The sequence below is a fragment of the Frigoribacterium sp. CFBP 8766 genome (assembly GCF_014841435.1).
GTDB lineage: Bacteria > Actinomycetota > Actinomycetes > Actinomycetales > Microbacteriaceae > Frigoribacterium.
In genome coordinates this window covers 862275-883409 of the sequence record NZ_JACYTX010000001.1, presented here as the reverse complement: position 1 = coordinate 883409, position 21135 = coordinate 862275, and the positions used below count along the sequence as shown (strand labels likewise).

Sequence of the window (21135 nt, the reverse complement as noted above, 5' to 3'; positions counted from 1 at the left end):
AGCGGTCGCCGGGCCGCCTCCCCTACGCTCGCCCCCATGAGCACCTCCTCGCCCTCTCCGGTCGCCGACGACGGCGGTGCGGAGCTGCCGAACATCCCCCTGCTCGACGACGCCCTCGACTACTCGTCGATCGAGCGCAAGCCGACCTGGCGCGGCTGGATCCACGCGGGGACGTTCCCGGTGGCGATCGCGACGGGCATCGTGCTGGTCGTGCTCGCCGACGGCGCCGCCGCGACCTGGGCCTGCGCGGTGTTCATGACGACGTCGCTGCTGCTCTTCGGCATCTCGGCGACGTACCACCGGTTCCCGTGGAGCCCGCGCGCGAAGATGTTCCTCAAGCGGCTGGACCACTCGAACATCTTCCTGCTGATCGCCGGCACGTACACGCCCATCGCAGCGATCGCCCTGCCGCCCGGCAAGTCGGCCCTGCTGCTGACGCTCGTCTGGACGGCGGCGGCCTTCGGCATCGCGTTCCGGGTGTTCTTCATCCACGCGCCGCGCTGGCTCTACGTGCCGCTCTACATCCTCATGGGGGTCGGCGCGCTGGGGTTCCTGCCCGACCTGTTCGCCGCCTCCGTGCCGATGACGGTCCTCGTGCTCGTCGGCGGGCTGCTCTACATCGTCGGCGCGGTCTTCTACGCGCTGAAGCGCCCGAACCCGGCACCGGGCCGGTTCGGGTTCCACGAGCTGTTCCACGCCTGCACCGTGCTCGCCTACCTCTGCCACTGGACGGGCATCCTGATCCTGGCGCTGAACGCCCCGACGTTCGGCTAGGCGCCGCCCGGTCTTCGCCGGGGCGTCGGCGCGTCGTTCTCGTGGGCGCCGCCGCGTCGCTCCCGCCGGCACGGCCGCGTCGTTCCCGCCGGCGCCGCCGCGTCGATACGATCGACGGCAGACCACCGCGCCGACGACGCCGCGATCGCCCGCCCCGCCCCGCCCGGCCACGCCCGGCGCGACGCCCCGGAGGACACCCGTGAAGCGATTCCGCCGCAACCAGGCCCGCATGCACCTCGTGATGATGCTGACCCTGACGTTCACGACGGGCATCATCGACGCCGTCGGCTACCTGGGCCTCGACCGCGTCTTCACGGCCAACATGACCGGCAACGTCGTGATCCTCGGCATGGCGATCGCGCAGGCCGACGGCCTGCCGATCGTCGGGCCGATCGTCGCCCTCGCCGCCTTCCTGCTCGGTGCCGCGATCGGCGGCCGGGTGCTGCGCGGCGGCCGGGCCGGCTGGTCGGGCCGCAGCACCGTCTCGTTCGGCGTGACGGGCGGCGTGCTGCTCGGGCTCGGCATCTCGACCTTCGCCGTCGTGCCCGAGGAGAACACCCCGTGGGCGTTCACGATCACCGGCCTGCTCGGCGCCGCCATGGGACTCCAGGCCGCGGCCGCCCGCAAGATCGCCGTGGCCGACGTCACGACCGTGGTCGTCACGTCGACGATCGTCGGGCTGGCGTCCGAGTCGAAGCTCGCGGGCGGCACGGGCAAGAACTTCCCGCGCCGCGTGCTCGCCGTCCTGCTGATCCTGGCCGGTGCCGGCGTCGGGGCCCTGCTGCTGCAGGTGCACATCGGCGTCGGCATGGGCGTCGCGGGCGGGCTGACGCTGCTCGTCGCGCTGGCCGGCCACCTGCTGCGCGAGCGCCGTCACGAGCTCGAGGCCCGCGAGGCCGCCGCGACAGCTGCCGACGGCGCCATCGCGGGCGCAGGCGCCTAGCGCCGCCCGGGGACGTCGCGGCCGTCGTCGTCGAGACCGCCACGCGGCTCGTCGCCGAGCTGCGGGCGCGGCTCGTCGTCGAGCCCCGCCGCCGCGGCGTCCGCCTCGGCCCGCTCGGCCTCGATCTGCTCGCGGACCTCGCCGCGGTACCGGGTGCGGCGCACGCGCCTGGTCATGTCGACGATGATCAGCACCGTCGCGATCGCGACGAACGCGATGGCGACGAAGCCCCACACGCCGGGCGTGACGTCGACGTCGGGCACCGTCGACGGCGGCAGCGTCGCGTCGGGGGTCGACGGCTGCGCGAGGAGGCGCACGGCCACCGTCAGCACGAGGTCACCTGCGGCGCTCATCGGGCCTGCACCCCCACGAGGCCGGTGTCCGGGTCGGCGACGCCGGCGAAGAGGTCGGTCTCGGGCACGGGCGAGTCGACGCGGGACTCGACCAGTTGGAAGTCCTCGGTGGGCCAGGCGGCGACCTGCAGGTCGTGCGGCCAGAAGAAGAAGGCGCTGTCGAGCGGCACCTGGCTGGCGTGCGCGCGGAGGGCGGCGTCGCGGACGGGGAAGAACTCCGACACCGGCACGTGCGTCGTGGCGAGGTCGGGCCGGTCGCTGAAGCGCTCGAGCATCTCGGTGAGGCGCTCGATCAACGGCGACTCGGGGTCTTCGGCCTTCAGGTGCGTGATCATCGCGCCGACGCGGCCGGCGCTGAACATGCGGTCGTAGTAGACCTTGTCGATCTGCCAGGGCTCGCCCGCGGCCGGGTAGCGCGAGGCGTCGGAGGCGGCACGGAACGCCTCCATCGAGATCTCGTGGGTGCGGATGTGGTCCGGGTGCGGGTAGCCGCCGATCTCGTCGTACGTGACGAGGACCTGCGGCCGGAAGCGCCGGATCACCGCGACGAGGGGCTCGGCGCTGATGTCGAGCGGGATGGTCGCGAACGAGTTGACCGCGACGGGCTCGCCCTCGGCGGGCAGCCCGGAGTCGGCGTAGCCGAGCCAGACGTGGTCGATGCCCATCGCCTCCTGGGCGGCTCGCATCTCGTGCACCCGAAGGCCCGCGATGTCGCGTTCGGCGTGCGCCCGCGCCTCGAGCTGCTCGTTGAGGATCGAGCCCTGCTCGCCCCCGGTGCAGCTCACGACGAGCACCTCGGCGCCGAGGCTGCGGTAGTAGGCGTAGGTCGCCGAGCCCTTGCTGGACTCGTCGTCGGGATGGGCGTGGACGGCCAAGAGGCGCAGGGTCACGGGTTCCTCGCAATTCGTGCAGGGCAGACGTTGCTACCCTCGGGACAAGGATAATCGGACGGAGTCCCCGTGGCGTCCATGCCCCCCGCACCATCGCCGGCCGCTGCGCCGGAGCAGCCCGTCGGCGGCGCCTCCGACGGCCTGCCCGACGGCGAGACGGCCAGGCTCGACGCCCGCTACGGGCGCAGCAGCGGCACGCGTCGTCGCGGGCGCTGGATCGCCGTAGCGGTCGCCGCCTCCTTCGTCGTGGTCTTCGCCGCGTGGGTCGTGTTCGCCGCCTTCGACGGCGACGGCGCGAAGCTCGAGAGCACCGACGTGGGCTACACCGTGCTCGACGACCGCGCGGTCGACGTTCAGTACACGATCAGCACGCCGCCGGGCGCCGAGGTCAGCTGCGCCGTCCAGGCGCAGAACCAGAAGTTCAGCATCGTGGGCTGGAAGGTCGTGCACCTGCCGGCCTCGAGCACGTACTCCACCACCTACACGACCTCCCTCGCGACCAGCGAACGCGCCGTGACAGGCTTGATCTACGAGTGCTGGCTTCCGTAGACTGCGCGGACACCCACGAGACCGGCCACTCGGCCGGTCTCCTTTTTTCGGTGGGCGTGCCCCGACCGGGCGCGCGGCTCCCGCTCCCGCGGACAGGGCCGCCGCACCAGCAGGCCGCCGCACGGACGGAGACACCATGAGCCAAGACAACGACGCCACCACCTGGCTGACGCCCGACGCCCGCGACCGCCTCCAGGCCGAGCTCGAGACGCTGAGCGGCGAGGGCCGAGCCGAGATCGTGGGCCGCATCGAGGCCGCCCGCGAGGAGGGCGACCTCAAGGAGAACGGCGGCTACCACGCCGCGAAGGACGAGCAGGGCAAGATCGAGGCGCGCATCCGCACCCTCATCAACCTGCTCAAGCACGCGACGGTCGGCGAGTCCACCGCCGCCGACGGCATCGTCGGCCCCGGCACCGTCGTGACCGCGACGATCGCCGGCGACCCCAGCACGTTCCTGCTCGGCAACCGCGAGATCATCGCGCCCGGCAGCGACCTCTCGGTCTACAGCGAGACGAGCCCGCTCGGCCAGGCCATCAACGGGGTCAAGGTCGGCACGACGACCAGCTACACCGCCCCGAACGGCAAGGAGATCACGGTCGCGGTCACCGCGGTCGAGACCTACGTGCCCTGATCGACGCGGTCCCTGAGCCANGGCGTGCGGCCGCCTAGAAGTCGACGTTCGGCGTGAAGCCGGCCTCGCGGAGGCGGCGCAGGACGTCCTCGACGTGGTCCGGTCCCCGGGTCTCGACGCTGAGCTCGAGCTCGACCTCGCTGATCTGCAGGCCCCGCTGGTGGCGCGTGTGCAGCACCTCGACGACGTTCGCGTTGGCGTCGGACAGGATCTGCGAGACCCGGGTCAGCTGCCCGGGCCGGTCGGGCAGCCCGACGCGCAGCTTGAGGTAGCGCTCGGCGGCGGCGAGCCCGCGGCTGATGACCCGCTCCATCATGAGCGGGTCGATGTTGCCCCCGCTGAGGACGATGACGGTCGTGCCGAGGTCGCGCACCTGCTCGGTCGTCACCGCGGCGACGCCCACGGCGCCGGCCGCCTCGACGACGAGCTTGGCCCGCTCGAGCAGCACCAGCATCGCCCGGGCCGTGTCGTCGTCGCCGACCGTGACGACCTGGTCGACGGTCTGGCGCACGATCTCGAAGTTGAGCACGCCGGGACGGGCGACCGCGATGCCGTCGGCGATGGTCGGCAGGGCCGTGATGTCGGTGCGGACGCCGCTCGCCATCGACACGGCGTAGGGGGCGGCGTTGGCCGCCTGCACGCCGATGACGCGGACCGAGCGCCCGGTCCGCGCGGTCTGCTGCGCCACCGCGCTCGCCACGCCGGCGATCAGGCCGCCGCCGCCGACGGGCACGATGATCGTGTCCACGTCCGGCACCTGCTCGAGGATCTCGAGGCCGAGGGTGCCCTGGCCCGCGACGACGTCGGGGTGGTCGAACGGCGGGATGAGGGCCGCGCCGGTGCTCGCGGCGAACTCGGCGGCCGCGCGCAGCGCCTGTTCGACGTCGTGGCCGCTGAGCACGACGTCGGCGCCGTACTCCCTCGTCGCCTGCAGCTTGGGCAGGGCGACCCCGACGGGCATGAAGATCGTCGCGGCGATGCCCAGCTCGCGGGCGGCGAAGGCGACGCCCTGGGCGTGGTTGCCGGCCGACGCCGCGACGACGCCCCGCGACTTCTCCTCGTCGGTCAGCTGCGTCAGGCGGTTGTAGGCGCCCCGGATCTTGTACGAGCCGGTGCGCTGCAGGTTCTCGCACTTGAGGTGCACCGGCGACCCGAGCAGCTCGGCGAGGAACCGCGAGCTCTCCATCGGCGTGACGCGGGCGACGCGCGAGACGCGCTCGCGCGCCTCCTCGATCTCGAGCAGCGTGGGACCGGCGATCGTGAGGTCAGACATCCGTGGCCTTTCCGGGCGAGGTGACGTCGGCGGACGTCGGTCGGGGGGTCGTGCGCCACGAGCCCCTCGCGACGTAGCCGATCATGACGTTGAGGACGGCGATGACGGGCACCGCGAAGAGCGCTCCGGGGATGCCGGCGAGGAGGGCGCCGGCCGCGACGGCGAAGACGACGGCGAGGGGGTGCACCTTGACGGCGCTGCCCATGACGAAGGGCTGCAGGAGGTGCCCCTCGATCTGCTGGACGAGGATCACGACGGCGAGCATCAGCAGCGCGACGACCCAGCCGTTGTAGACGAGCGCGATCACGACCGCGATCGCCCCGGTGGCGACGGCGCCGACGACGGGCACGAACGACCCGAGGAACACGGCGATCGCGATGGGCGCGACCAGGGGCAGCCCGAGCAGCAGCGCCCCGAGCCCGATGCCGACGGCGTCGACGAAGGCCACGAAGATCTGCACCTTGACGAAGTTCGTCAGCGTCAGCCAGCCGGCCCGGCCCGCGCCGTCGACGGCCTCGCGCGCGGCACGCGGGAACAGCCTGACCACCCAGCGCCAGATCTCGCCGCCGCCGACGAGCAGGAAGATCGTCGTGAAGAGCATGAGCACGAGCCCCGCGCCGACGTGGCCCGCCGTCGAGCCGATCGACAGCGCGCCCCGCAGCAGGGGCTGGCTGTCCTGCTGCAGCGCGGTGACCGCGTCGCTCACGTAGCCGTTCAGCTGCCCCTCGGTGAGGTGGAGGGGCGACGCGAGCAGGAAGTCCTTGAGCTCGCCGTAGGAGGCGACGGACCGGTCGCGCAGCATCGGCCAGCCGTCCACGATCTGCAGCACGACGAGGGTGAAGAGCCCCGCGACGACGACCAGGAAGCCGACGAGGCTCACGACGACCGCGACCCACTTCGGCCAGCGGTGCCGCTGCAGCCACCCCGAGAAGGGGACGAGCAGGGCCGAGACGAGCAGGGCGACCAGGAACGGGATGACGATGATGCGGAGCTGGATCACCAGCCAGACGAACACGGCCACGACCGCCACCACGAGCAGGATCCGCCAGGACCACGCGCCGGCGATGACCATGCCGCGCGGCACCGACGGGTCGGGCGCCCACCCCGAGGGCGCGCTCGGGTCGGTCACCTTCTCGGCCGCTCCCCGTGGGAGCCTGCTGCGGCGCATCATGCGCTCAGTGTAGGGCTGGCCCGGTGGTGATCCGCCTCGCCGTCCATGCCCCGCTCGGCATGCATCGAGGGGGCAGGGAGGAGGCGCCGGGCCGGTCTCGTGTCGGAGGTCACGGCTAGCCTCGCACCGTGCCTCGTGACCGCCTCTCCCCTGCCCTCGCCCGCCGTGTCGCCCTGGCGGCGCAGGGCCTCGGCCGGCCGACGGCGGCCCCGGGTTCGACGACCGTCGGCACCCGCCAGCTCACCGGTCTCGTCGACCGGCTCGGCCTGCTGCAGATCGACTCGGTGAACGTCTTCGAGCGCAGCCACCACCTCCCCGTCTTCGCCCGGCTGGGCCAGTACGACCGCGACGCGCTCGACCGGCTGGTGTTCGCGCCTCGCGGCCGGTTCGTCGAGTACTGGGCGCACGAGGCGGCCATCCTGCCGGTCGCGACCTGGCCGCTCATGCGCTGGCGGATGCGCGACCACGACGGCCGCTGGCGGGCCGACGAGGGTTCCTGGCTCTCGACGAAGCCCGAGATGGCCCGGTGGCTGCTCGACGAGATCCGCGAGAAGGGCCCGCTGCCCGCGAGCCTGGTCGAGCACGACGCCAACCTGTTCCCGTCGCCGACCCGCACCGGCCCGTGGTGGGGCTGGGGCGACGTCAAGCGCGGGCTCGAGGCGCTCTTCCGCGTGGGCTCGCTCGTGAGCGCCGGCCGTCGCCGCTTCGAGCGCGTCTACGCACTGCCCGACCAGGTCCTGCCCGACGCCGTCCTCGGCGTCGAGGTCGACCGTGCCGAGGCGCACCGTCAGCTGGTCGCCCACGCGGCCCGCGCCTCCGGCGTCGCGACCGCCTCCGACCTCGCCGACTACTGGCGGCTGAAGGCGGTCGACGTGGTGCCTGCCCTCCGCGAACTGCACGACGCCGGCGTCGTCCGGCCGGTGACGGTCGACGGGTGGGCGTCCCCCGCGTGGCTGCACACCGAGGCACGGCTGCCCCGGCGCCTCGACGCCGACGCCCTGTTGTCGCCGTTCGACCCCGTCGTGTGGCACCGCCCCCGGGCCGAGCGCCTCTTCGGGTTCCGCTACCGCATCGAGATCTACACGCCCCAGGCCAAGCGTGTGCACGGCTACTACGTGCTGCCCGTGCTGCAGGACGACCAGCTCGTCGCCCGCGTCGACCTCAAGAGCGACCGGCAGGCGGGCGTCCTGCGCGTGCAGGCGTCGTGGCACGAGCGTGACCTGCCCGTCGACGTCGAGCGCCTCGCAGCGCTGCTCGGCCGGGCCGCCGCCTGGCAGGGGCTCGACGAGGTCGAGGTCGTGCCCCGGGGCGACCTCGCCGACGAGCTCGGGCCCGCCGTCACGGCCTCGGGCTCAGGCTCGATCGCCGGCTCGGTCGCTGGCTCGCTCGCCGGCTCCGGCTCGGGCGCGGTCCCCGACTAGAAACGCGTCGCGTTCTCGCGGAGCCGCGCTACCCGGTCGGCGAGCGGGGGGTGCGTGCTGAAGAGGCGGTCCATGACGCCCGGCTTCATCGGGTCGCTGATCCACAGGTGCGACATCGAGGTGCTCTGCTGCTGCATGGGGCGACCGTAGGCGCCGAGCTTCTCGAGCGCGCTGGCCAGCCCCTCAGGGTGGCGGGTGGTGAGCGCCCCGGTGGCGTCGGCGAGGTACTCGCGCTGACGGGACACCGCCGCCTGGACGCCCGCGGCGGCGAGGGGCGCGATGATCATCGCGACGAGCCCGAGCACCAGGAACACGGGGTTCGAGCCGCCGCCACCACCGTTCCCGTTGTTGTTGTTCCGGCCTCCGGTGAGCGCGCTGAGGAACGACATGCGCATCAGGACGTCGGCCAGGAACCCCACCGCGACGACCAGCCCGAAGACCATGGTCGAGACCCGGATGTCGTAGTTCTTCACATGGCCCATCTCGTGGGCCATGACTCCCTGCAGCTCGGCGTCGTCCATGAGGCCGAGCAGGCCCGTGGTCGCCGCGACGACCGCGTGCTCGGGGTCACGCCCGGTCGCGAAGGCGTTGGGGGCAGGGTCGACGACGACGTACACCTTCGGCATCGGCATGCCCATGGTGATCGAGAGGTTCTCGACCGTGCGCCAGAGGCGCGGTGCCGTCGTCGCGTCGACCTCCTGCGCGCCGCTCATCGAGAGCGCCTGGCGAGCGGCCGCGAAGTACTGGATCAGCGCGTAGACCGCGGCGCCGACGAGGACGACGAACCCGATGGAGGGGCTGTTCCAGAGGGCGGACGCGGCGAAGCCCAGGGCGCCCACGATGAGCAGGAAGATCAGGACGATGAAGACCGTGTTGCGCTTGTTCCGCGCGATGGCCGAGTACATGGCAGGAGCCCTGGCGGAGGCGCGGCGCTAGAACTGGACGCGCGGCGGCTCGGCGATGGCCGAGGGCTCGGCCACCTCGAAGAAGTCGCGCTCGGTGAAGCCGAGGCGCTTCACGAAGAGGGTGTTGGGGAACGTGCGCGTCTTGGTGTTGAACTCGCGGACGCCGCCGTTGTAGAAGCGGCGGGCAGCCTGGATCTTGTCCTCGGTGTCGACGAGCTCCGACTGCAGCTGCAGGAAGTTCTGGCTCGCCTGGAGCTGCGGGTAGGCCTCCGACACCGCGAAGATGCTCTTCAGCGCCGTCTGCATGTGGCCCTCGGCGGCGGACGCCTCGGCAGGCGTCTGCGCCCCCAGGGTCTCGGCCCGCGCCTCCGTGACGTTCTGGAACACCTTGGCCTCGTGCGACGCGTACCCCTTGACCGACTCGATGATGTTCGGGATCAGGTCGGCCCGGCGCTTGAGCTGGATCGTGATGTCGCTCCACGCCTCGTCGACGCGGACCTTGAGCGTGACCAGGCTGTTGTAGGTCGACCAGAGGTAGATGCCGGCGATCACGACGAGCAGGACGATGATCCCGACGGCGACCAGGGTGGCGATGAGGGCCGGTTGCATGGGTGGTGACTCCTTGGGGATGCGGCTCGGGTGGACGCGTCGCGGTCGTCCTCGGGATGCCGGTCGAGGGTCACGTCGATGCGTGGGCCACTATAAATGCGCCGGATGGGGGCTCCCCGTGGACGGGGCGTCTTTCGGGGGGAACTCTCGACATCACCTGTCGGATGCCGGGCCGTCGTCGCGAACTGGTCCGCGCGACCGATTGACAGGTGCTCACGCACCGTGCTGAATGGGGAGCAGTGCTCGACACCACGACCTCTCCCTCGCCGCGTCCCGCCTCCGTCGCCGGACGCGCGGCCGGCGCGCGCCGACGCACCCGACGGGCTCGGCTCGCGTGGCTGCTCGTCCTGGGGACCGTGCTGGCCGGGCTCGCCGTGGCGGGCGGGCCGGTCGGCCCCGTGGAGGCGGCGGGGGCCCCCACGCAGACGCCGTCGCCCCAGCTCGGGTCGCCGACCCCGACTCCCGGCCCGACGCCCGTCGCCCCGACGGTCGGGCCGGTGGCCGACAGCCCGACGGGCTCCGTCACGGCCTCCGGCGACGCGACCCCCGGGGCCCGGGTCAAGGTCGCGCTCACGAGCAACGGCACCTACCGCGACCTCTGTGCGTCCGTGGCCACGACCTCGAGCGGCTCCTGGACCTGCACCGCGACCGTCCCGAGCGGCGCGGGCTGGACGGTCGTCGTCACCGACCTCGACCACACCGACGTCGATCCCGTGACCTCCTCCTCCTTCTCGGTCCTCGCCGCGCCGACCGTCGCCTCGGGTCTGCTCGTCGGCGCCAAGCTCGGCGGCACCGCCTTCCCGGGCGCCGTCGTCACCGTGACCTCGGGCTCGGGGGCCACCGCCACGGCGACCGTCTCGGCCGACGGCGGCTGGGTCGCCGTGCTGCCCGCTGCGGGCTTCCCCTCCGGCCGCCACGACGTGCGGGCCGTGCAGTCGTCGTCCGCCGTGCCCGCCGTCCCCGTCTCCGCCTCCTCGCGGCCGTCGAGCGTCACCGTCGACCGCGACGCCCCTGCCGCGCCCGTCGTGACGAGCCCCACGTCCGGCCAACGCGTCGCCGCCCTGCCCCTCACCGTCTCCGGCACGGGCGAGGCCGGGGCCCTCGCGACGGTCTACGTCGACAGCACGCCGGTCTGCCAGGCGACAGTCTCGGGCGGAGGGACCTGGTCGTGCAGCGCCGGGGGCAGCGAGCTCGCCGACGGTGACCGACTGGTCCAGGCCGCCCTCGTCGACCCGGCCGGGAACTTCGGGCCGCCGAGCGCCGCCGTGCGGGTCACGGTCGGCGCTGCGGCAGCCGCCCCGGCCGCGCCGGGTGCCACGGCGACGCCGCGACCCGGTGCGACGGCGACGCCCTCCCCCGCTCCGGTGCCGCCCTCGACCGCTCCCCCCGGACCGTCCGACGGAGGGTCGACGACCGCGCCTCCTCCGACCGGACCCGGCGGCGAGGGAGGCGCCGGCACGCCCCCCGGCGCCGGCCAGGGAACGCAGACCGGCACCTGGGCGACCGCGACGACGTTCGGCGCTGGCCTGCCCACGCTCGCCCAGACGCTCGGCGGCCCGGTCTGGCCGCTGGGCGCGGCCGTGGCGCTGCTGTTCCTCGTCCTCGTCGCGGGGCCCTCCCGGCTCGCGGCGGCCGCCGCCCGCGGTCGGCTCCGCCCCCGCGCAGCCCGTCTGACCGGTCGCAACCGGTCGTCCGAGCTGCCCACCTCGTTCAACCGGGGCACCGTCGACCCCCGCGTCGCCGCCGGCCTCGCCCTGGCAGGAGGCGCCGCCGCCATCGCCGTCGCCGCGGGCGTCGACGGACAGGTGCAGTACGCGCGCCTCCTCGCAGGGATCGTCCTGGGGCTCGTCGTGCTGAACGGCCTCGTGGTCGTCCTCCCCGCGGTGCTCGTCGCCCGGCGCCTCGGCCTCGCCGTCCGTGTCCGGATGTCGCCCGGCCTTCTGCTGGCCGCGGTGGTCGCCTGCGGCGCCACCCGGGTCTTCTCCCTCGATCCCGCGCTCGTGCTCGGCGTGCTGCTCGTCGGGACCCTGGGCGCTGTCCACCACCACGGCGGGCACGCCGTGGGAGCGGGGCGGAACCCCGGTCGACGCGACCGCGGCATCGCCGCGGCGGTCCAGCTCGCTGCGACCGTCGTCGTCCCCGCTGCGGCCTGGGTGCTGCACGGCCTCGTCGACGCACCGGGCGCCTGGCCGCAGCTCGGCCGGGAGGCCCTCGCCACGGTCTGCCTCGCCGGCCTCGGCTCCCTGGTCGTCCAGCTGCTGCCGCTCGGCTCGATGCCGGGACGGCACGTGTGGGCCTGGTCGAAGGGGATCTACGTCGCCCTGGCCGTGGTGGGGGTCTCCGTCGCGGCCGCCGTGTTCGTGGGCGCCCCCTCCTCGTCGTTCCCCCTGCCGGTGCTGCTGGTGACGAGCCTCGTGGCGGCACTGCTCGCCGTCGCGGCCTGGCTGTGGGTCACCTACGTGGAGCCGACCCGACGCGCGCTCTAGCCGCTCCTCCCTACCCGCCCGCGGCGCGGACACGAACCGTCAGGAGGCGCTCATCCGGAGGCGCGTGACAGCCGTTCGTGACGGCTCACGCCCCCGAGGGGAAGAGGAGGAGCTGGAGTGCCCCCGCACGGACGACGCGCCAGCGTCGTCGGGCCTTCCGTCGTCGGGCCGTGTCAGGGTTCGGATCCCGGCGGGGGCCGGAGCGGAGCGGAGTGCCCCCGCAGGGATTCGAACCCTGACTGAAGCGATTTTAAGTCGCCTGCCTCTGACCGTTGGGCTACGAGGGCGTGCCCCCAGCCTACGATCCCGGTGACGACACGACGACGCCCGCCGCGCTGGGGTCAGCGGGCGGGCGTCGTGAGTGCTGGTCGACTCGGTGGCGGGTCGAGTCAGTGGCGGGTCGAGTCAGTCGCTGGTCGACAGCGAGCCGCGCCCGGCGTCGGCAGGCACCGCTGCGTCGGCGTCGGCCTTCGCGGCCGGCTTCTTCGCCGCCGGCTTGCGGGCGGGAGCCTTGCGGGCAGGCTTCTCGGCCTCGCCCTCGGCGGGCGCGCCCTTCTCGTCGGCCGGGTTCGCGTAGGCCGGGCCGGGCTCGCCGGCGACCTTGCCGAGCTCGGGCGTCGCAGGAGCGGCCGGGGCGGCGGCCTCGGTCTTGGGGCGCGACGCGAACTCCTCGAAGGCGGCGCGGGGACGCTCGCGGTTGTCGAGCGAGACGATGTCGCGACCGAGCCAGAAGTTGTTCCACCAGCCGGTGGCGACGCGGAACTTGCGCTCGAACGAGGGCATCGCGAGGCCGTGGTAGCCACGGTGCGCGGCCCAGGCCGGCAGGCCCTTGAGCACGAACTTGCCGCTCTGGAACACGCCCACGCCGACGCCGAGGCCGGCGACTGCGCCGAGGTTGTCGTGACGGTAGTCGGCGACGCCCTCGCCGCGCAGCGACGCGGTGATGTTCTTGGCGAGGTGCTTGCCCATGCGGACGGCGTGCTGCGCGTTGGGCACGCAGAAGCCGCCGACGCCCTTGCCGGTCAGGTCGGGCGTGGCCGCGACGTCGCCGCAGGCCCAGGCGTCGGGGACGATCGTCTCGCCGTCGACGACCCGGAGGTCGGCCTTGACCGTGATGCGCCCCCTCTCCTCGAGGGGCAGGTCGGTGCTGCGCACCATCGGGTTGGCCATGACGCCGGCCGTCCAGACGATCAGGTCGGACTCGAACGACTCGCCCGTCGAGAGCTCGATGACGCCGCCCACGGCGGACTTCAGCTGCGTGTCGAGGTGCACCGTGGCGGCGCGCTCGGCGAGGTTCTTGAGCACCCAGTGGCTGGTCTCGAGCGACACCTCGGGCATGATGCGGCCCATGGCCTCGACGAGGTGGAAGTGCGTGTCGTCGATGGTGAGCTGCGGGTACTTCTTGAGCAGGTCGCTGGCGAAGCTGCGCAGCTCGGCGAACACCTCGATGCCGGCGAAGCCGCCGCCGACGACCGTGACGGTCAGCAGACGGTCGCGTGCGGCACCGGCGGGCAGGTTCGCGGCCGCCGCGAAGTTGGTGAGGAGCTTGTCGCGGATCGCCGCCGCCTCCTCGATGGTCTTGAGGCCGATCGCCTCGTCGGCGACGCCCGGGATCGGGAACGTGCGCGACACGGCGCCGGCGGTCATGACGACCTGGTCGTAGTCGACCGTCCACGGGTCGCCGACCTCGGGCGTGATCGTCGCCGTCTTCGTGGCGTGGTCGACCTTGGTGACCTTGGCCGTGACGACGTTCGTCTTCTTCAGGTGACGACGCAGCGAGACGACCGCGTGACGCGGCTCGATGGAGCCGGCTGCCACCTCCGGGAGGAACGGCTGGTACGTCATGTACGGCAGCGGGTCGACGATCGTGACCTCCGCCTCCCCGGCGCGCAGCCACTTCTCGAGCTTCCAGGCTGTGTAGAAACCGGCGTAGCCGCCGCCGACGATCAGGATCTTGGGCACAGGGGTGAACTCCTCGAGGTGGTGGGGTGGCACGACGACTTTACTCCTGCTCGTGTCGTCGCCTGAACTGGCGGGCCGCGCCCGCCCCGACGGCGACGAGCGCCGCGCCGAAGACCGCGAAGACGATCAGCGGCAGCCCGGTCGAGCGCATCGACTCGACCGTGGGGAGCAGCGCACGGAGGGGGTGGTCGCCGTCGCTCTGCGGCGTCGGCACCGGCGCGGGCTGGACCGGGGCCACCGCACCGGCGCTCGGCGCGGGGGCGTCGGCTCGTCGGTGCACCCGGATCCACTCGGCGAGGTCGCCCATCGGGTTCGCCGTGACGGGCGCGACGGTGCGCTGGACGGCGGCGGCCGCGTCGACGAGGCCGTACCCGTAGAGCGGGTCGGGCTGCGAGGCGCCCCTCGGGTCGGCCGTCGAGACGACCCTGTTGATCACGTCGGCCGCGCCGAGCTCGGGGTGCGCGCTCCGCACGAGGGCGACCATGCCGGCGACCAGGGGCGTCGCGCCGCTGGTGCCGCTCCAGCTGTAGTGCACGTCGCCCGGGCCGACGCCGACGAGCTTCTCGCTGGGGGCCGAGACGCCGATGGTGATGCCCTGGCTGGAGGCGTCGAAGCTCGCCGCGCCCGACCGGTCCACGCCGGCGACGGTGAGGACGCCCGGCATCGTGGCGGGTGCGCCGACCTCGGTCGTGCCGCTGCCGCGGTTGCCGGCCGCCGCGACCACGACGACGTCCTCCTCCTGCGCGTACAGGAACGCCTCGTCCCAGCTCGTGGGCCAGTCGAGGGTGTTGCGGGTCAGGGACATGTTGATCACGTCGGCGCCGTGGTCGACGGCCCAGGTGACGGCGTCGGCGATCTGCTGGTCGGAGTCGACCGCGCCGGCGCCGAAGCCCACCGAGATCGACAGGAGGTCGGCCTCGGGCGCGACGCCGACCACGCCGTCGCCGGTCGCCGTGCCTCGTCCCGCGAGCAGGGAGCCGACGAGGGTCCCGTGGGCAGGGTCGTCGGAGCCGACCGGGCTCTGACCGTCGGCGGAGCCCTGCCCGGACATGTCCGTGCCCCCGACGACGGCACCCTGCAGCTCGCGGACGGAGCCGTCGACGCCCGTGTCGATCACGGCGACCGTGACGCCCGCGCCGCGCGTCGTCTGCCACGCCTGCTGCACCCCGTAGTCGGACAGCCAGTACTGCGCGTCGCGGATGCTGTCGGCGGACGCCGCCGCGGCGGGCGCGAGCGTGAGCCCCGCGGCCGTCGTCACCACGAGCACGCTCGTCGCCAGCGCCCTGGTCGCCGCGCGCCCCCCGGTGCGGCGCACCTGCGTCAGCCTGCCTCGGGCGGAGCGGAGGAGGCGGCGGTCACGCCGCCCGCACCGGTCGCCGCGCTCGGAGCGGTCCCGTCGGCCGCCGCCGCCTCGTCGCCCGCCTCGCCGCCGGCCTCGCCCAGGTAGTCGCCGCAGCGGCACACGTCAGGGCTCCAGCTCGAGCGCTCGACGGCGAGGTCGCCGAGTGGGTTGACGCCCGGCCCCGCCGAGAGGGCGTGCCCCGCGAGGGCGTGCAGGCACTTGACGCGCTCGGGCATGCCCCCGGCGGTCACGTGCGCGATCTCGGCCACGTGCTCGATCCCCTCGCGGTCGGCGAGGTAGGCGTCGTGCGCGTCATGGTAGCGCCTCCTGAGGTCGTCGTCCGCGGCGAGCAGCTCGGTCAGCTCGGCCATGACGCCGTTCGCCTCGAGGGTCGAGATCGCGGCCGTGGCCCCCGGGTGGCACAGGTAGTAGAGCGTCGGGAACGGCGTGCCGTCGGCGAGGCGCGGCTTCGTCGCGACGACGGTCGGGTTGCCGCAGACGCAGCGTGCGGGGATGCCGATCACGTCGCGGGCGGGGCGACCGAGCATCGCGGTGACGAGCCGGACGTCGCGCTCGCTGACGGGCTCGAAGGGAGGGGTCGTCACGGGGTGCCGCCTGTCGTGGAGGACGGCAGGGGCGCGCCGCCGATGTCGGGCGCGACCAGCTCGGTCGCTGGTTCGTCGCTGAGGCCGGCGTCGATCACGGACGACATCATCGCGGCGACCCAGTCGACCTGCGGGGTCTGGAGCGTGTCGCTGATGGGCGCCTGCGACGGCGCCGCCGCGTCGGCGTCCGCACCCATCACGAGGTAGCTGTACTCGCCGGGGTAGACGTAGAGCAGCCGGTCCCGGGCCTGGGCCTCGATGTACGCGGGGTCGCTCCACCGCGCGACGTCGCCCTGGAGGTCGTCGACGTCGTCGCGTTGGTCGCGCACGTCCTGCTGGAGGGACGCGATCTGCTGCTGCTGCTGGACCAGGGTGCGGAGCGACGGCGCGAGCACGACCACGAACAGCACGAGGATGACGAGCATCAGCAGGCTGAAGCCGGAGAAGCGGATGCTGCGGAGCCAGCCGCCCGCGGCGGTCTCGCGCGACGCGAAGGCGACGGGCACGCGTCGGGTCGGGGACTCACGGGGCATGCTCCCGAGGGTAGACGACCCGCGAGGGGGCACGGTCACGGAACGCCGAGAGGCCCGCTCCCCCAGGGGGAACGGGCCTCGGTGCGGGGACCACGTCGAGGACGTGGGCCCCGTCGGGCACAGCTCTGCGGCGCTACGCCGAGAAGCGCGGGAACGCCGAGTAGCCGGCGTAGCGGGCTGCGTCGCCCAGCTCCTCCTCGATGCGGAGCAGCTGGTTGTACTTCGCGACGCGCTCGCTGCGGGCGGGGGCGCCCGTCTTGATCTGGCCCGCGTCGGTCGCGACGGCGAGGTCGGCGATCGTCGTGTCCTCGGTCTCGCCGGAGCGGTGCGACAGCACGGTCGTGTAGCCGCTGCGCTGCGCGAGCGAGACGGCGTCGAGCGACTCGGTCAGCGTGCCGATCTGGTTGACCTTGACGAGGATCGAGTTCGCGGCGCCGGCGGCGATGCCGCGGGCGAGGCGCTCGGGGTTCGTCACGAACAGGTCGTCGCCGACGATCTGCGTCTTCGAGCCGATCTCGCTCGTCAGGTGGGCCCAGCCCTCCCAGTCGTCCTCGTCGAGGGGGTCCTCGATGGTGACGAGCGGGTAGGCCGACACGAGGTCGGCGTAGTAGCCGGCGAGGAACGCGGAGTCGCGCTTCTCGCCCTCGAACGTGTACGAGCCGTCGGCGTAGAACTCGCTCGAGGCGACGTCGAGGCCGAGCGCGATGTCCTTGCCGGGGGTGAAGCCGGCCTTGGTGATCGCCTCGACCAGCAGGTCGAGCGCGGCACGGTTGCTCTCGAGGTCCGGCGCGAAGCCGCCCTCGTCGCCGAGGCCCGTCGACAGGCCCTTCGACTTCAGCTCGCTCTTGAGCGCGTGGTAGGTCTCGGCACCCCAGCGGAGGGCGTCCGCGAACGAGGTCGCGCCGATCGGCAGGATCATGAACTCCTGGATGTCGACGTTGCTGTCGGCGTGCGAGCCGCCGTTGATGACGTTGAGCATCGGCACGGGCAGGGTGTGCGCGTTCGGGCCGCCGAGGTAGCGGAAGAGCGGCAGGTCGGCCGAGTCGGCGGCGGCGCGGGCGACGGCGAGCGAGACGCCGAGGATGGCGTTCGCGCCGAGGCGCGATTTGTTCTCGGTGCCGTCGAGCTCGATCATGGCGGCGTCGACGAGGCGCTGGTCGGTCGCGTCCATGCCCTCGACCTCGGGGCCGATCTCGTCGATCACGGCGGCGACCGCCTTGAGGACGCCCTTGCCGAGGTAGCGGCTCTCGTCGCCGTCGCGCAGCTCGTAGGCCTCGAAGGCCCCGGTCGATGCGCCCGAGGGGACGGCCGCGCGCGACACGGTCCCGTCGTCGAGCAGGACCTCGACCTCGACCGTCGGGTTGCCCCGCGAGTCGAGGATCTCGCGTGCGCCTACTGCGTCGATTTCTGCCACGGATGAACTCCTTAGTCGTCGGTGTGCGTGCGGGGCACGCGGTCGTGTCGATCCTAGCCGCGCGGACCGGCGCCGAGCGGGGCGGGGGTCAGCCCAGGGGCCGCACCTCGAGGTCGTCCGGGGTTTCTCCCCCGCGTACCGCGACGAAGCGCCGGAACCCGGCCGCCGCGAGGGCGTCGAGCTGGCCCCCGACGTTCTTGGCGCGCTTCTGCAGCCGGACCCGCGCCTCCCCGCGGGACACCAGCGCCTTCTGCAGCGCCAGCAGCTCGACCGGGGCGACGGCCTTGTCGTAGAGCACGACGAGGCCGTCGTCGTCGGCGTCGTCGAGCTCGACGAGGTCGACGATCCGCTCGAAGCCGAGCGAGAAGCCGGCGGCCGGCACGTCGGTGCCGAGGAACCGCCCGATCATGCCGTCGTAGCGACCGCCCCCGCCGAGGGAGTACGAGAAGTCGGGGTGCGCCACCTCGAAGATCGTGCCCGTGTAGTAGCCCATGCCCCGCACCAGTGTCGGGTCGAAGACGAGCCTCGCCTCGGGCAGTGCCGCCCGGAGCGCCAGCAGGTCGCCGAACGCCCCCTGGTCGAGCCACGCAGGAGGCGGGGAGGCGGTCGCCGAGTCCCAGGTCGCGTCGCCGAGCTGGGCCAGCTGGTCGGCGATGCCGGGCGCCTCGACGCCGATCGACACGAGCTGGGCCGCGACGCCCTCGACGCCGATCTTGTCGAGCTTGTCGATCTCGAGGAGCGCGCGGTCGTGCAGCTCGGCGGGGACGCCCCAGTGCGACAGCACCCCGAGGAGCACGCGACGGTCGTTGACCCTGATGGTTGTGCCGTCGAGGCCGAGGGCGGCCAGGACGGCGGTGGTGGCCGAGATCAGCTCGATCTCGGCGAGCTGGCCGGCCTCGCCCAGGATGTCGATGTCGCACTGGACGAACTGGCGGTAGCGCCCCTTCTGCGGCTTCTCGGCCCGCCAGACCGGCGCGATCTGCACGCTGCGGAAGACGGTCGGCAGCTCGGCTCGGTGCGAGGCGTAGAAGCGGGCCAGGGGCACCGTGAGGTCGAAGCGGAGGCCGAGGTCGGCGAGCTCGAGGGCGGACGAGGCCGCCCGCAGCGCCTCGTCGTCGAGACCACGTCGGAGCACCGCGAAGACCTGCTTCTCGTTGTCGCCCCCGAGGCCCGAGAAGAGGTACTCGCTCGACTCGACGACGGGGGTCTCGATCTCGTCGAAGCCGTGCGCCCGGTAGACGTCGCGGACCACGGAGAGGACCCGCTCACGGCGGCGCTTGTCGGCGGGCAGGAAGTCTCTCATCCCGCGCGGCGGGGTCACGTGTGACGGCATCCGACCATCATCCCAGAGCCGACGGGAGGACGATCGCGGGCACCCCTTGCCCGCATGTGACATTGCATGTACTGTCGAGGCGTCGGCGGAGCGAATCGGGTTGCGCACCGCCGACCTGACGCCCGCCTTCCCTGCGGTGGGGCGTCGCGACGGACCGGGCGTGCCGCCCGGTCCGTCATCCCGTCGTCAGCCCCGAGAGGGCTGTCGTCAGCCCGCGAGGGCCGTCGTCAGCGCCGTGCGAGGGCGACGAACTCGGCGCGGGCCGTCGCCGCGACGCCGGACGCGCGCTCGACGTCGCCCGACAGGACGGAGTCGAGCTGCGCCGCCCAGAGCACGGCGGCCAGCTGACGCGCAGCCCGCTCGGCGTCCACGACGGGGACGCCCCGGGCGGTGAGCCACGGGGCGAGGTGCGCGGGCCAGCGCTCGGGGGCCCGGCGAGCCGCACCCTGCTGGTCGCCGGCGACGACCTCGAGGAGGGCCGCCTCCGTCTCGAGGCGTCGGAGGTCACGACCCCGGTCGTCGACGGCCGCCGACCACGCGCGCGCCAGGTGCGCCTCGAACGCGGCCTCGTCGAGCGGCTCCACGTCGACGGCCAGGACGTCGTCCTCCCGCGTGACGATCGCCCGGACGATCTCGGCGACGAGCTCTGCCCGGTTGCCGAAGTGGTAGACGAAGACGTACGTGCTGACCCCGAGGGCGTCGGCGAGGGTGCGGAACGACACCGTCGCCAGCGACCGCCCCCGGAGATGCTCGACGATCTGGCCGAGGAGCTCGGGCTTGCGCGTGGGATCCGGCTTGCGGGGCATCGACGGCGCTCCTCCAGGAGCCGGTCGACTCCGCCCTGCGCGGCCCGACCAGGCGTACCGGACAGTAACAGACCCGATCTGCCCACCTCAGGAGCCCGACCACCGGGACGCCTCGCCCCTCGATTGACATGTCACCCGACAGGGGCTACATTCGGAGGATCGTCACGGTGCTCGCCCTGGACTGATCCCCAGGAGAAACGAGCGTCATGACGATGGTGTGGTCTGTCGTCGATTCGTCGCGAGACGCCCGTGTCTTCCCAGGCGCGTGGGCCTCCCGTCCCGACCGGACCACGCGCGGGCGCCTCCCTGTTCGGGTCAGGGAGGCGCCCCCTCCCTGACGGGTCCGACGGGTCTGACGGCTCCGACGGGTCAGTCGTCGTCGCGGCGTCGCTCCGCGGCCCGCAACAGGGTCTCGCGCTCCCGCACCGCTCGGCGCAGTGCGCGCTCGGCGTCGATGCCGTCCCGGCCGGCCCTGTCCACGACATCGAGCAGGTCACGCCCCCAGTCGAGCTCGGCATCGGCGGCGTCCGCGTCAGCACCGGCTTCGTCGTCGGCCTCGGCACCCGCAGCTCGCCTGACCGCCGGAGGGGCCCCGGCGGCGACGCGCCTGCCCTCCAGCTTCTGGGCGCGGGACAGCGCTGGCAGCCCGCGTGGAACGCCGTCGTAGGCGCTCGACCGGCTCGCCTTCTCGACGGCCTTCGCGGCGCTCCAGAGGCGGACGATGTCGTCCACGTCGGCCGCGTCCTCTCCGCCGAACACGTGCGGGTGCCGACGCACGGTCTTGAGCCGGACGTCGCGCACGACGTCGGCCAGGTCGAAGGCCCCGGCAGAGGCGCGGGCCGCGATCGCCGCGTGCAGGACCACCTGGTAGAGCACGTCGCCGAGCTCCTCGCGACGATCGTCGACCGTGCCGTCCTCGATCGCCTCGACCAGCTCCGCGCACTCCTCGACCAGGTAGGTGACGAGCGACTCGTGCGTCTGCGCCCGGTTCCACTCGCAGCCGCCCTGGTCGGCGAGCAGCGCCTCGACCACGTCGGAGAGCTCTCGGACCTCGGCCTCGAGTCCTGTGTCGTCGTGCACCGCTCCTCCTCGTCTGACCGCCGGGGTCGTCGTGGACGGGCGGCCGGGAGGGCCG

General features: G+C 73.3%; 19 protein-coding genes, 1 tRNA gene and 1 pseudogene. 6 read left to right on the top strand and 15 right to left on the bottom strand.

The features are described from left to right. Positions 1-36 precede the first annotated feature (36 nt). Together IFT90_RS04210 and IFT90_RS04205 are read left to right on the top strand one after the other, a co-directional pair. A complete protein-coding gene (locus IFT90_RS04210) occupies positions 37-774 on the top strand; it encodes a hemolysin III family protein (RefSeq protein WP_192041089.1) in 738 nt (245 codons plus the stop codon). A 199-nt stretch (positions 775-973) separates the two neighbouring features. Next, positions 974-1717: a DUF1275 family protein gene (locus IFT90_RS04205; protein WP_371740991.1), complete on the top strand. Its 744-nt coding sequence runs from the start codon at positions 974-976 to the stop codon at positions 1715-1717. On the opposite strand, the gene IFT90_RS04200 is transcribed toward IFT90_RS04205, so the two are convergent. Both IFT90_RS04200 and mca read right to left on the bottom strand, forming a co-directional pair. Next, positions 1714-2070, bottom strand: a complete 357-nt coding sequence (locus IFT90_RS04200; RefSeq protein WP_192041088.1) for a hypothetical protein — start codon at positions 2068-2070, stop codon at positions 1714-1716. The two genes, IFT90_RS04205 and IFT90_RS04200, sit on opposite strands and share 4 nt — an antisense overlap. Beyond that, the gene (gene mca / locus IFT90_RS04195; protein WP_192041087.1) at positions 2067-2960 is read right to left on the bottom strand and encodes a mycothiol conjugate amidase Mca; all 894 of its coding nucleotides are present in this window, start codon (positions 2958-2960) and stop codon (positions 2067-2069) included. Before mca ends, IFT90_RS04200 begins: the two co-directional genes overlap by 4 nt. A gap of 78 nt (positions 2961-3038) precedes the next feature. On the opposite strand from mca, the gene IFT90_RS04190 reads away from it, so the two are divergent. Continuing rightward, positions 3039-3509 carry a DUF4307 domain-containing protein gene (locus IFT90_RS04190; protein WP_207106315.1) on the top strand — a complete coding sequence of 157 codons (471 nt, stop codon included), beginning with the start codon at positions 3039-3041 and terminating at the stop codon, positions 3507-3509. Positions 3510-3645: 136 nt separating this feature from the next. After that, positions 3646-4140, top strand: a complete 495-nt coding sequence (greA, locus tag IFT90_RS04185) for a transcription elongation factor GreA (protein WP_133738483.1) — start codon at positions 3646-3648, stop codon at positions 4138-4140. Between the two features lie 34 nt (positions 4141-4174). On the opposite strand, the gene ilvA is transcribed toward greA, so the two are convergent. Together ilvA and IFT90_RS04175 are read right to left on the bottom strand one after the other, a co-directional pair. Next, positions 4175-5413, bottom strand: coding sequence for a threonine ammonia-lyase (ilvA, locus tag IFT90_RS04180; RefSeq protein WP_192041085.1), 1239 nt, complete (start codon positions 5411-5413; stop codon positions 4175-4177). Then, positions 5406-6584, bottom strand: a complete 1179-nt coding sequence (locus IFT90_RS04175) for an AI-2E family transporter (RefSeq protein WP_192041084.1) — start codon at positions 6582-6584, stop codon at positions 5406-5408. The genes ilvA and IFT90_RS04175 overlap by 8 nt, the downstream gene beginning before the upstream one ends. Before the next feature lie 128 nt (positions 6585-6712). Between IFT90_RS04175 and IFT90_RS04170 the strand changes: the two genes are divergently transcribed. Beyond that, complete coding sequence (locus IFT90_RS04170; protein WP_192041083.1) at positions 6713-8005, top strand: DNA glycosylase AlkZ-like family protein; 1293 nt, start codon at positions 6713-6715, stop codon at positions 8003-8005. On the opposite strand, the gene IFT90_RS04165 is transcribed toward IFT90_RS04170, so the two are convergent. Both IFT90_RS04165 and IFT90_RS04160 read right to left on the bottom strand, forming a co-directional pair. Then, positions 8002-8910 (bottom strand): M48 family metalloprotease, encoded by a 909-nt coding sequence (locus IFT90_RS04165; protein ID WP_192041082.1) that lies wholly within the window; start codon positions 8908-8910, stop codon positions 8002-8004. The genes IFT90_RS04170 and IFT90_RS04165 overlap by 4 nt on opposite strands. Before the next feature lie 27 nt (positions 8911-8937). Next, positions 8938-9519 (bottom strand): LemA family protein, encoded by a 582-nt coding sequence (locus IFT90_RS04160; RefSeq protein ID WP_197980644.1) that lies wholly within the window; start codon positions 9517-9519, stop codon positions 8938-8940. Between the two features lie 239 nt (positions 9520-9758). On the opposite strand from IFT90_RS04160, the gene IFT90_RS04155 reads away from it, so the two are divergent. Next, positions 9759-12005, top strand: coding sequence for a hypothetical protein (locus tag IFT90_RS04155; protein ID WP_192041081.1), 2247 nt, complete (start codon positions 9759-9761; stop codon positions 12003-12005). A gap of 213 nt (positions 12006-12218) precedes the next feature. Here the strand turns inward: IFT90_RS04155 and IFT90_RS04150 are convergent. The 9 genes and pseudogenes from IFT90_RS04150 to IFT90_RS04110 form a co-directional block, all read right to left on the bottom strand. Then, positions 12219-12292: transfer RNA gene (locus IFT90_RS04150), tRNA-Leu, on the bottom strand. Positions 12293-12410: 118 nt separating this feature from the next. Continuing rightward, a complete protein-coding gene (locus tag IFT90_RS04145; RefSeq protein ID WP_192041430.1) occupies positions 12411-13967 on the bottom strand; it encodes an FAD-dependent oxidoreductase in 1557 nt (518 codons plus the stop codon). 40 nt (positions 13968-14007) lie between these two features. Further along, positions 14008-15282 (bottom strand): S8 family serine peptidase, encoded by a 1275-nt coding sequence (locus tag IFT90_RS04140; RefSeq protein ID WP_192041080.1) that lies wholly within the window; start codon positions 15280-15282, stop codon positions 14008-14010. A gap of 131 nt (positions 15283-15413) precedes the next feature. Further along, a pseudogene (locus tag IFT90_RS04135) lies at positions 15414-15914 on the bottom strand (DUF501 domain-containing protein); the annotation flags it as partial. Next, positions 15911-16447, bottom strand: coding sequence for a septum formation initiator family protein (locus IFT90_RS04130; protein WP_192041078.1), 537 nt, complete (start codon positions 16445-16447; stop codon positions 15911-15913). The pseudogene IFT90_RS04135 and the gene IFT90_RS04130, both read right to left, overlap by 4 nt. A gap of 133 nt (positions 16448-16580) precedes the next feature. Continuing rightward, positions 16581-17861 (bottom strand): phosphopyruvate hydratase, encoded by a 1281-nt coding sequence (gene eno / locus IFT90_RS04125; protein WP_133738477.1) that lies wholly within the window; start codon positions 17859-17861, stop codon positions 16581-16583. 88 nt (positions 17862-17949) lie between these two features. Beyond that, on the bottom strand, positions 17950-19164 hold the full coding sequence (locus tag IFT90_RS04120) for a histidine--tRNA ligase (protein WP_371812089.1): 1215 nt from the start codon (positions 19162-19164) through the stop codon (positions 17950-17952). A 257-nt stretch (positions 19165-19421) separates the two neighbouring features. Next, positions 19422-20000 carry a TetR/AcrR family transcriptional regulator gene (locus IFT90_RS04115; protein ID WP_192041076.1) on the bottom strand — a complete coding sequence of 193 codons (579 nt, stop codon included), beginning with the start codon at positions 19998-20000 and terminating at the stop codon, positions 19422-19424. A gap of 369 nt (positions 20001-20369) precedes the next feature. Beyond that, the gene (locus IFT90_RS04110; protein ID WP_192041075.1) at positions 20370-21080 is read right to left on the bottom strand and encodes a MazG nucleotide pyrophosphohydrolase domain-containing protein; all 711 of its coding nucleotides are present in this window, start codon (positions 21078-21080) and stop codon (positions 20370-20372) included. Positions 21081-21135 lie beyond the last annotated feature (55 nt).

Bases quoted from the DNA above. Each gene is read 5' to 3' on its own strand.
- IFT90_RS04190 (WP_207106315.1), top strand. From the start codon at position 3,039: ATGCCCCCCGCACCATCGCCGGCCGCTGCGCCGGAGCAGCCCGTCGGC.
- IFT90_RS04120 (WP_371812089.1), bottom strand. From the start codon at position 19,164: ATGAGAGACTTCCTGCCCGCCGACAAGCGCCGCCGTGAGCGGGTCCTC.
- IFT90_RS04115 (WP_192041076.1), bottom strand. From the start codon at position 20,000: ATGCCCCGCAAGCCGGATCCCACGCGCAAGCCCGAGCTCCTCGGCCAG.
- IFT90_RS04165 (WP_192041082.1), bottom strand. From the start codon at position 8,910: ATGTACTCGGCCATCGCGCGGAACAAGCGCAACACGGTCTTCATCGTC.
- IFT90_RS04130 (WP_192041078.1), bottom strand. From the start codon at position 16,447: ATGCCCCGTGAGTCCCCGACCCGACGCGTGCCCGTCGCCTTCGCGTCG.
- IFT90_RS04200 (WP_192041088.1), bottom strand. From the start codon at position 2,070: ATGAGCGCCGCAGGTGACCTCGTGCTGACGGTGGCCGTGCGCCTCCTC.
- IFT90_RS04210 (WP_192041089.1), top strand. From the start codon at position 37: ATGAGCACCTCCTCGCCCTCTCCGGTCGCCGACGACGGCGGTGCGGAG.
- IFT90_RS04175 (WP_192041084.1), bottom strand. From the start codon at position 6,584: ATGATGCGCCGCAGCAGGCTCCCACGGGGAGCGGCCGAGAAGGTGACC.
- greA (WP_133738483.1), top strand. From the start codon at position 3,646: ATGAGCCAAGACAACGACGCCACCACCTGGCTGACGCCCGACGCCCGC.
- ilvA (WP_192041085.1), bottom strand. From the start codon at position 5,413: ATGTCTGACCTCACGATCGCCGGTCCCACGCTGCTCGAGATCGAGGAG.
- IFT90_RS04160 (WP_197980644.1), bottom strand. From the start codon at position 9,519: ATGCAACCGGCCCTCATCGCCACCCTGGTCGCCGTCGGGATCATCGTC.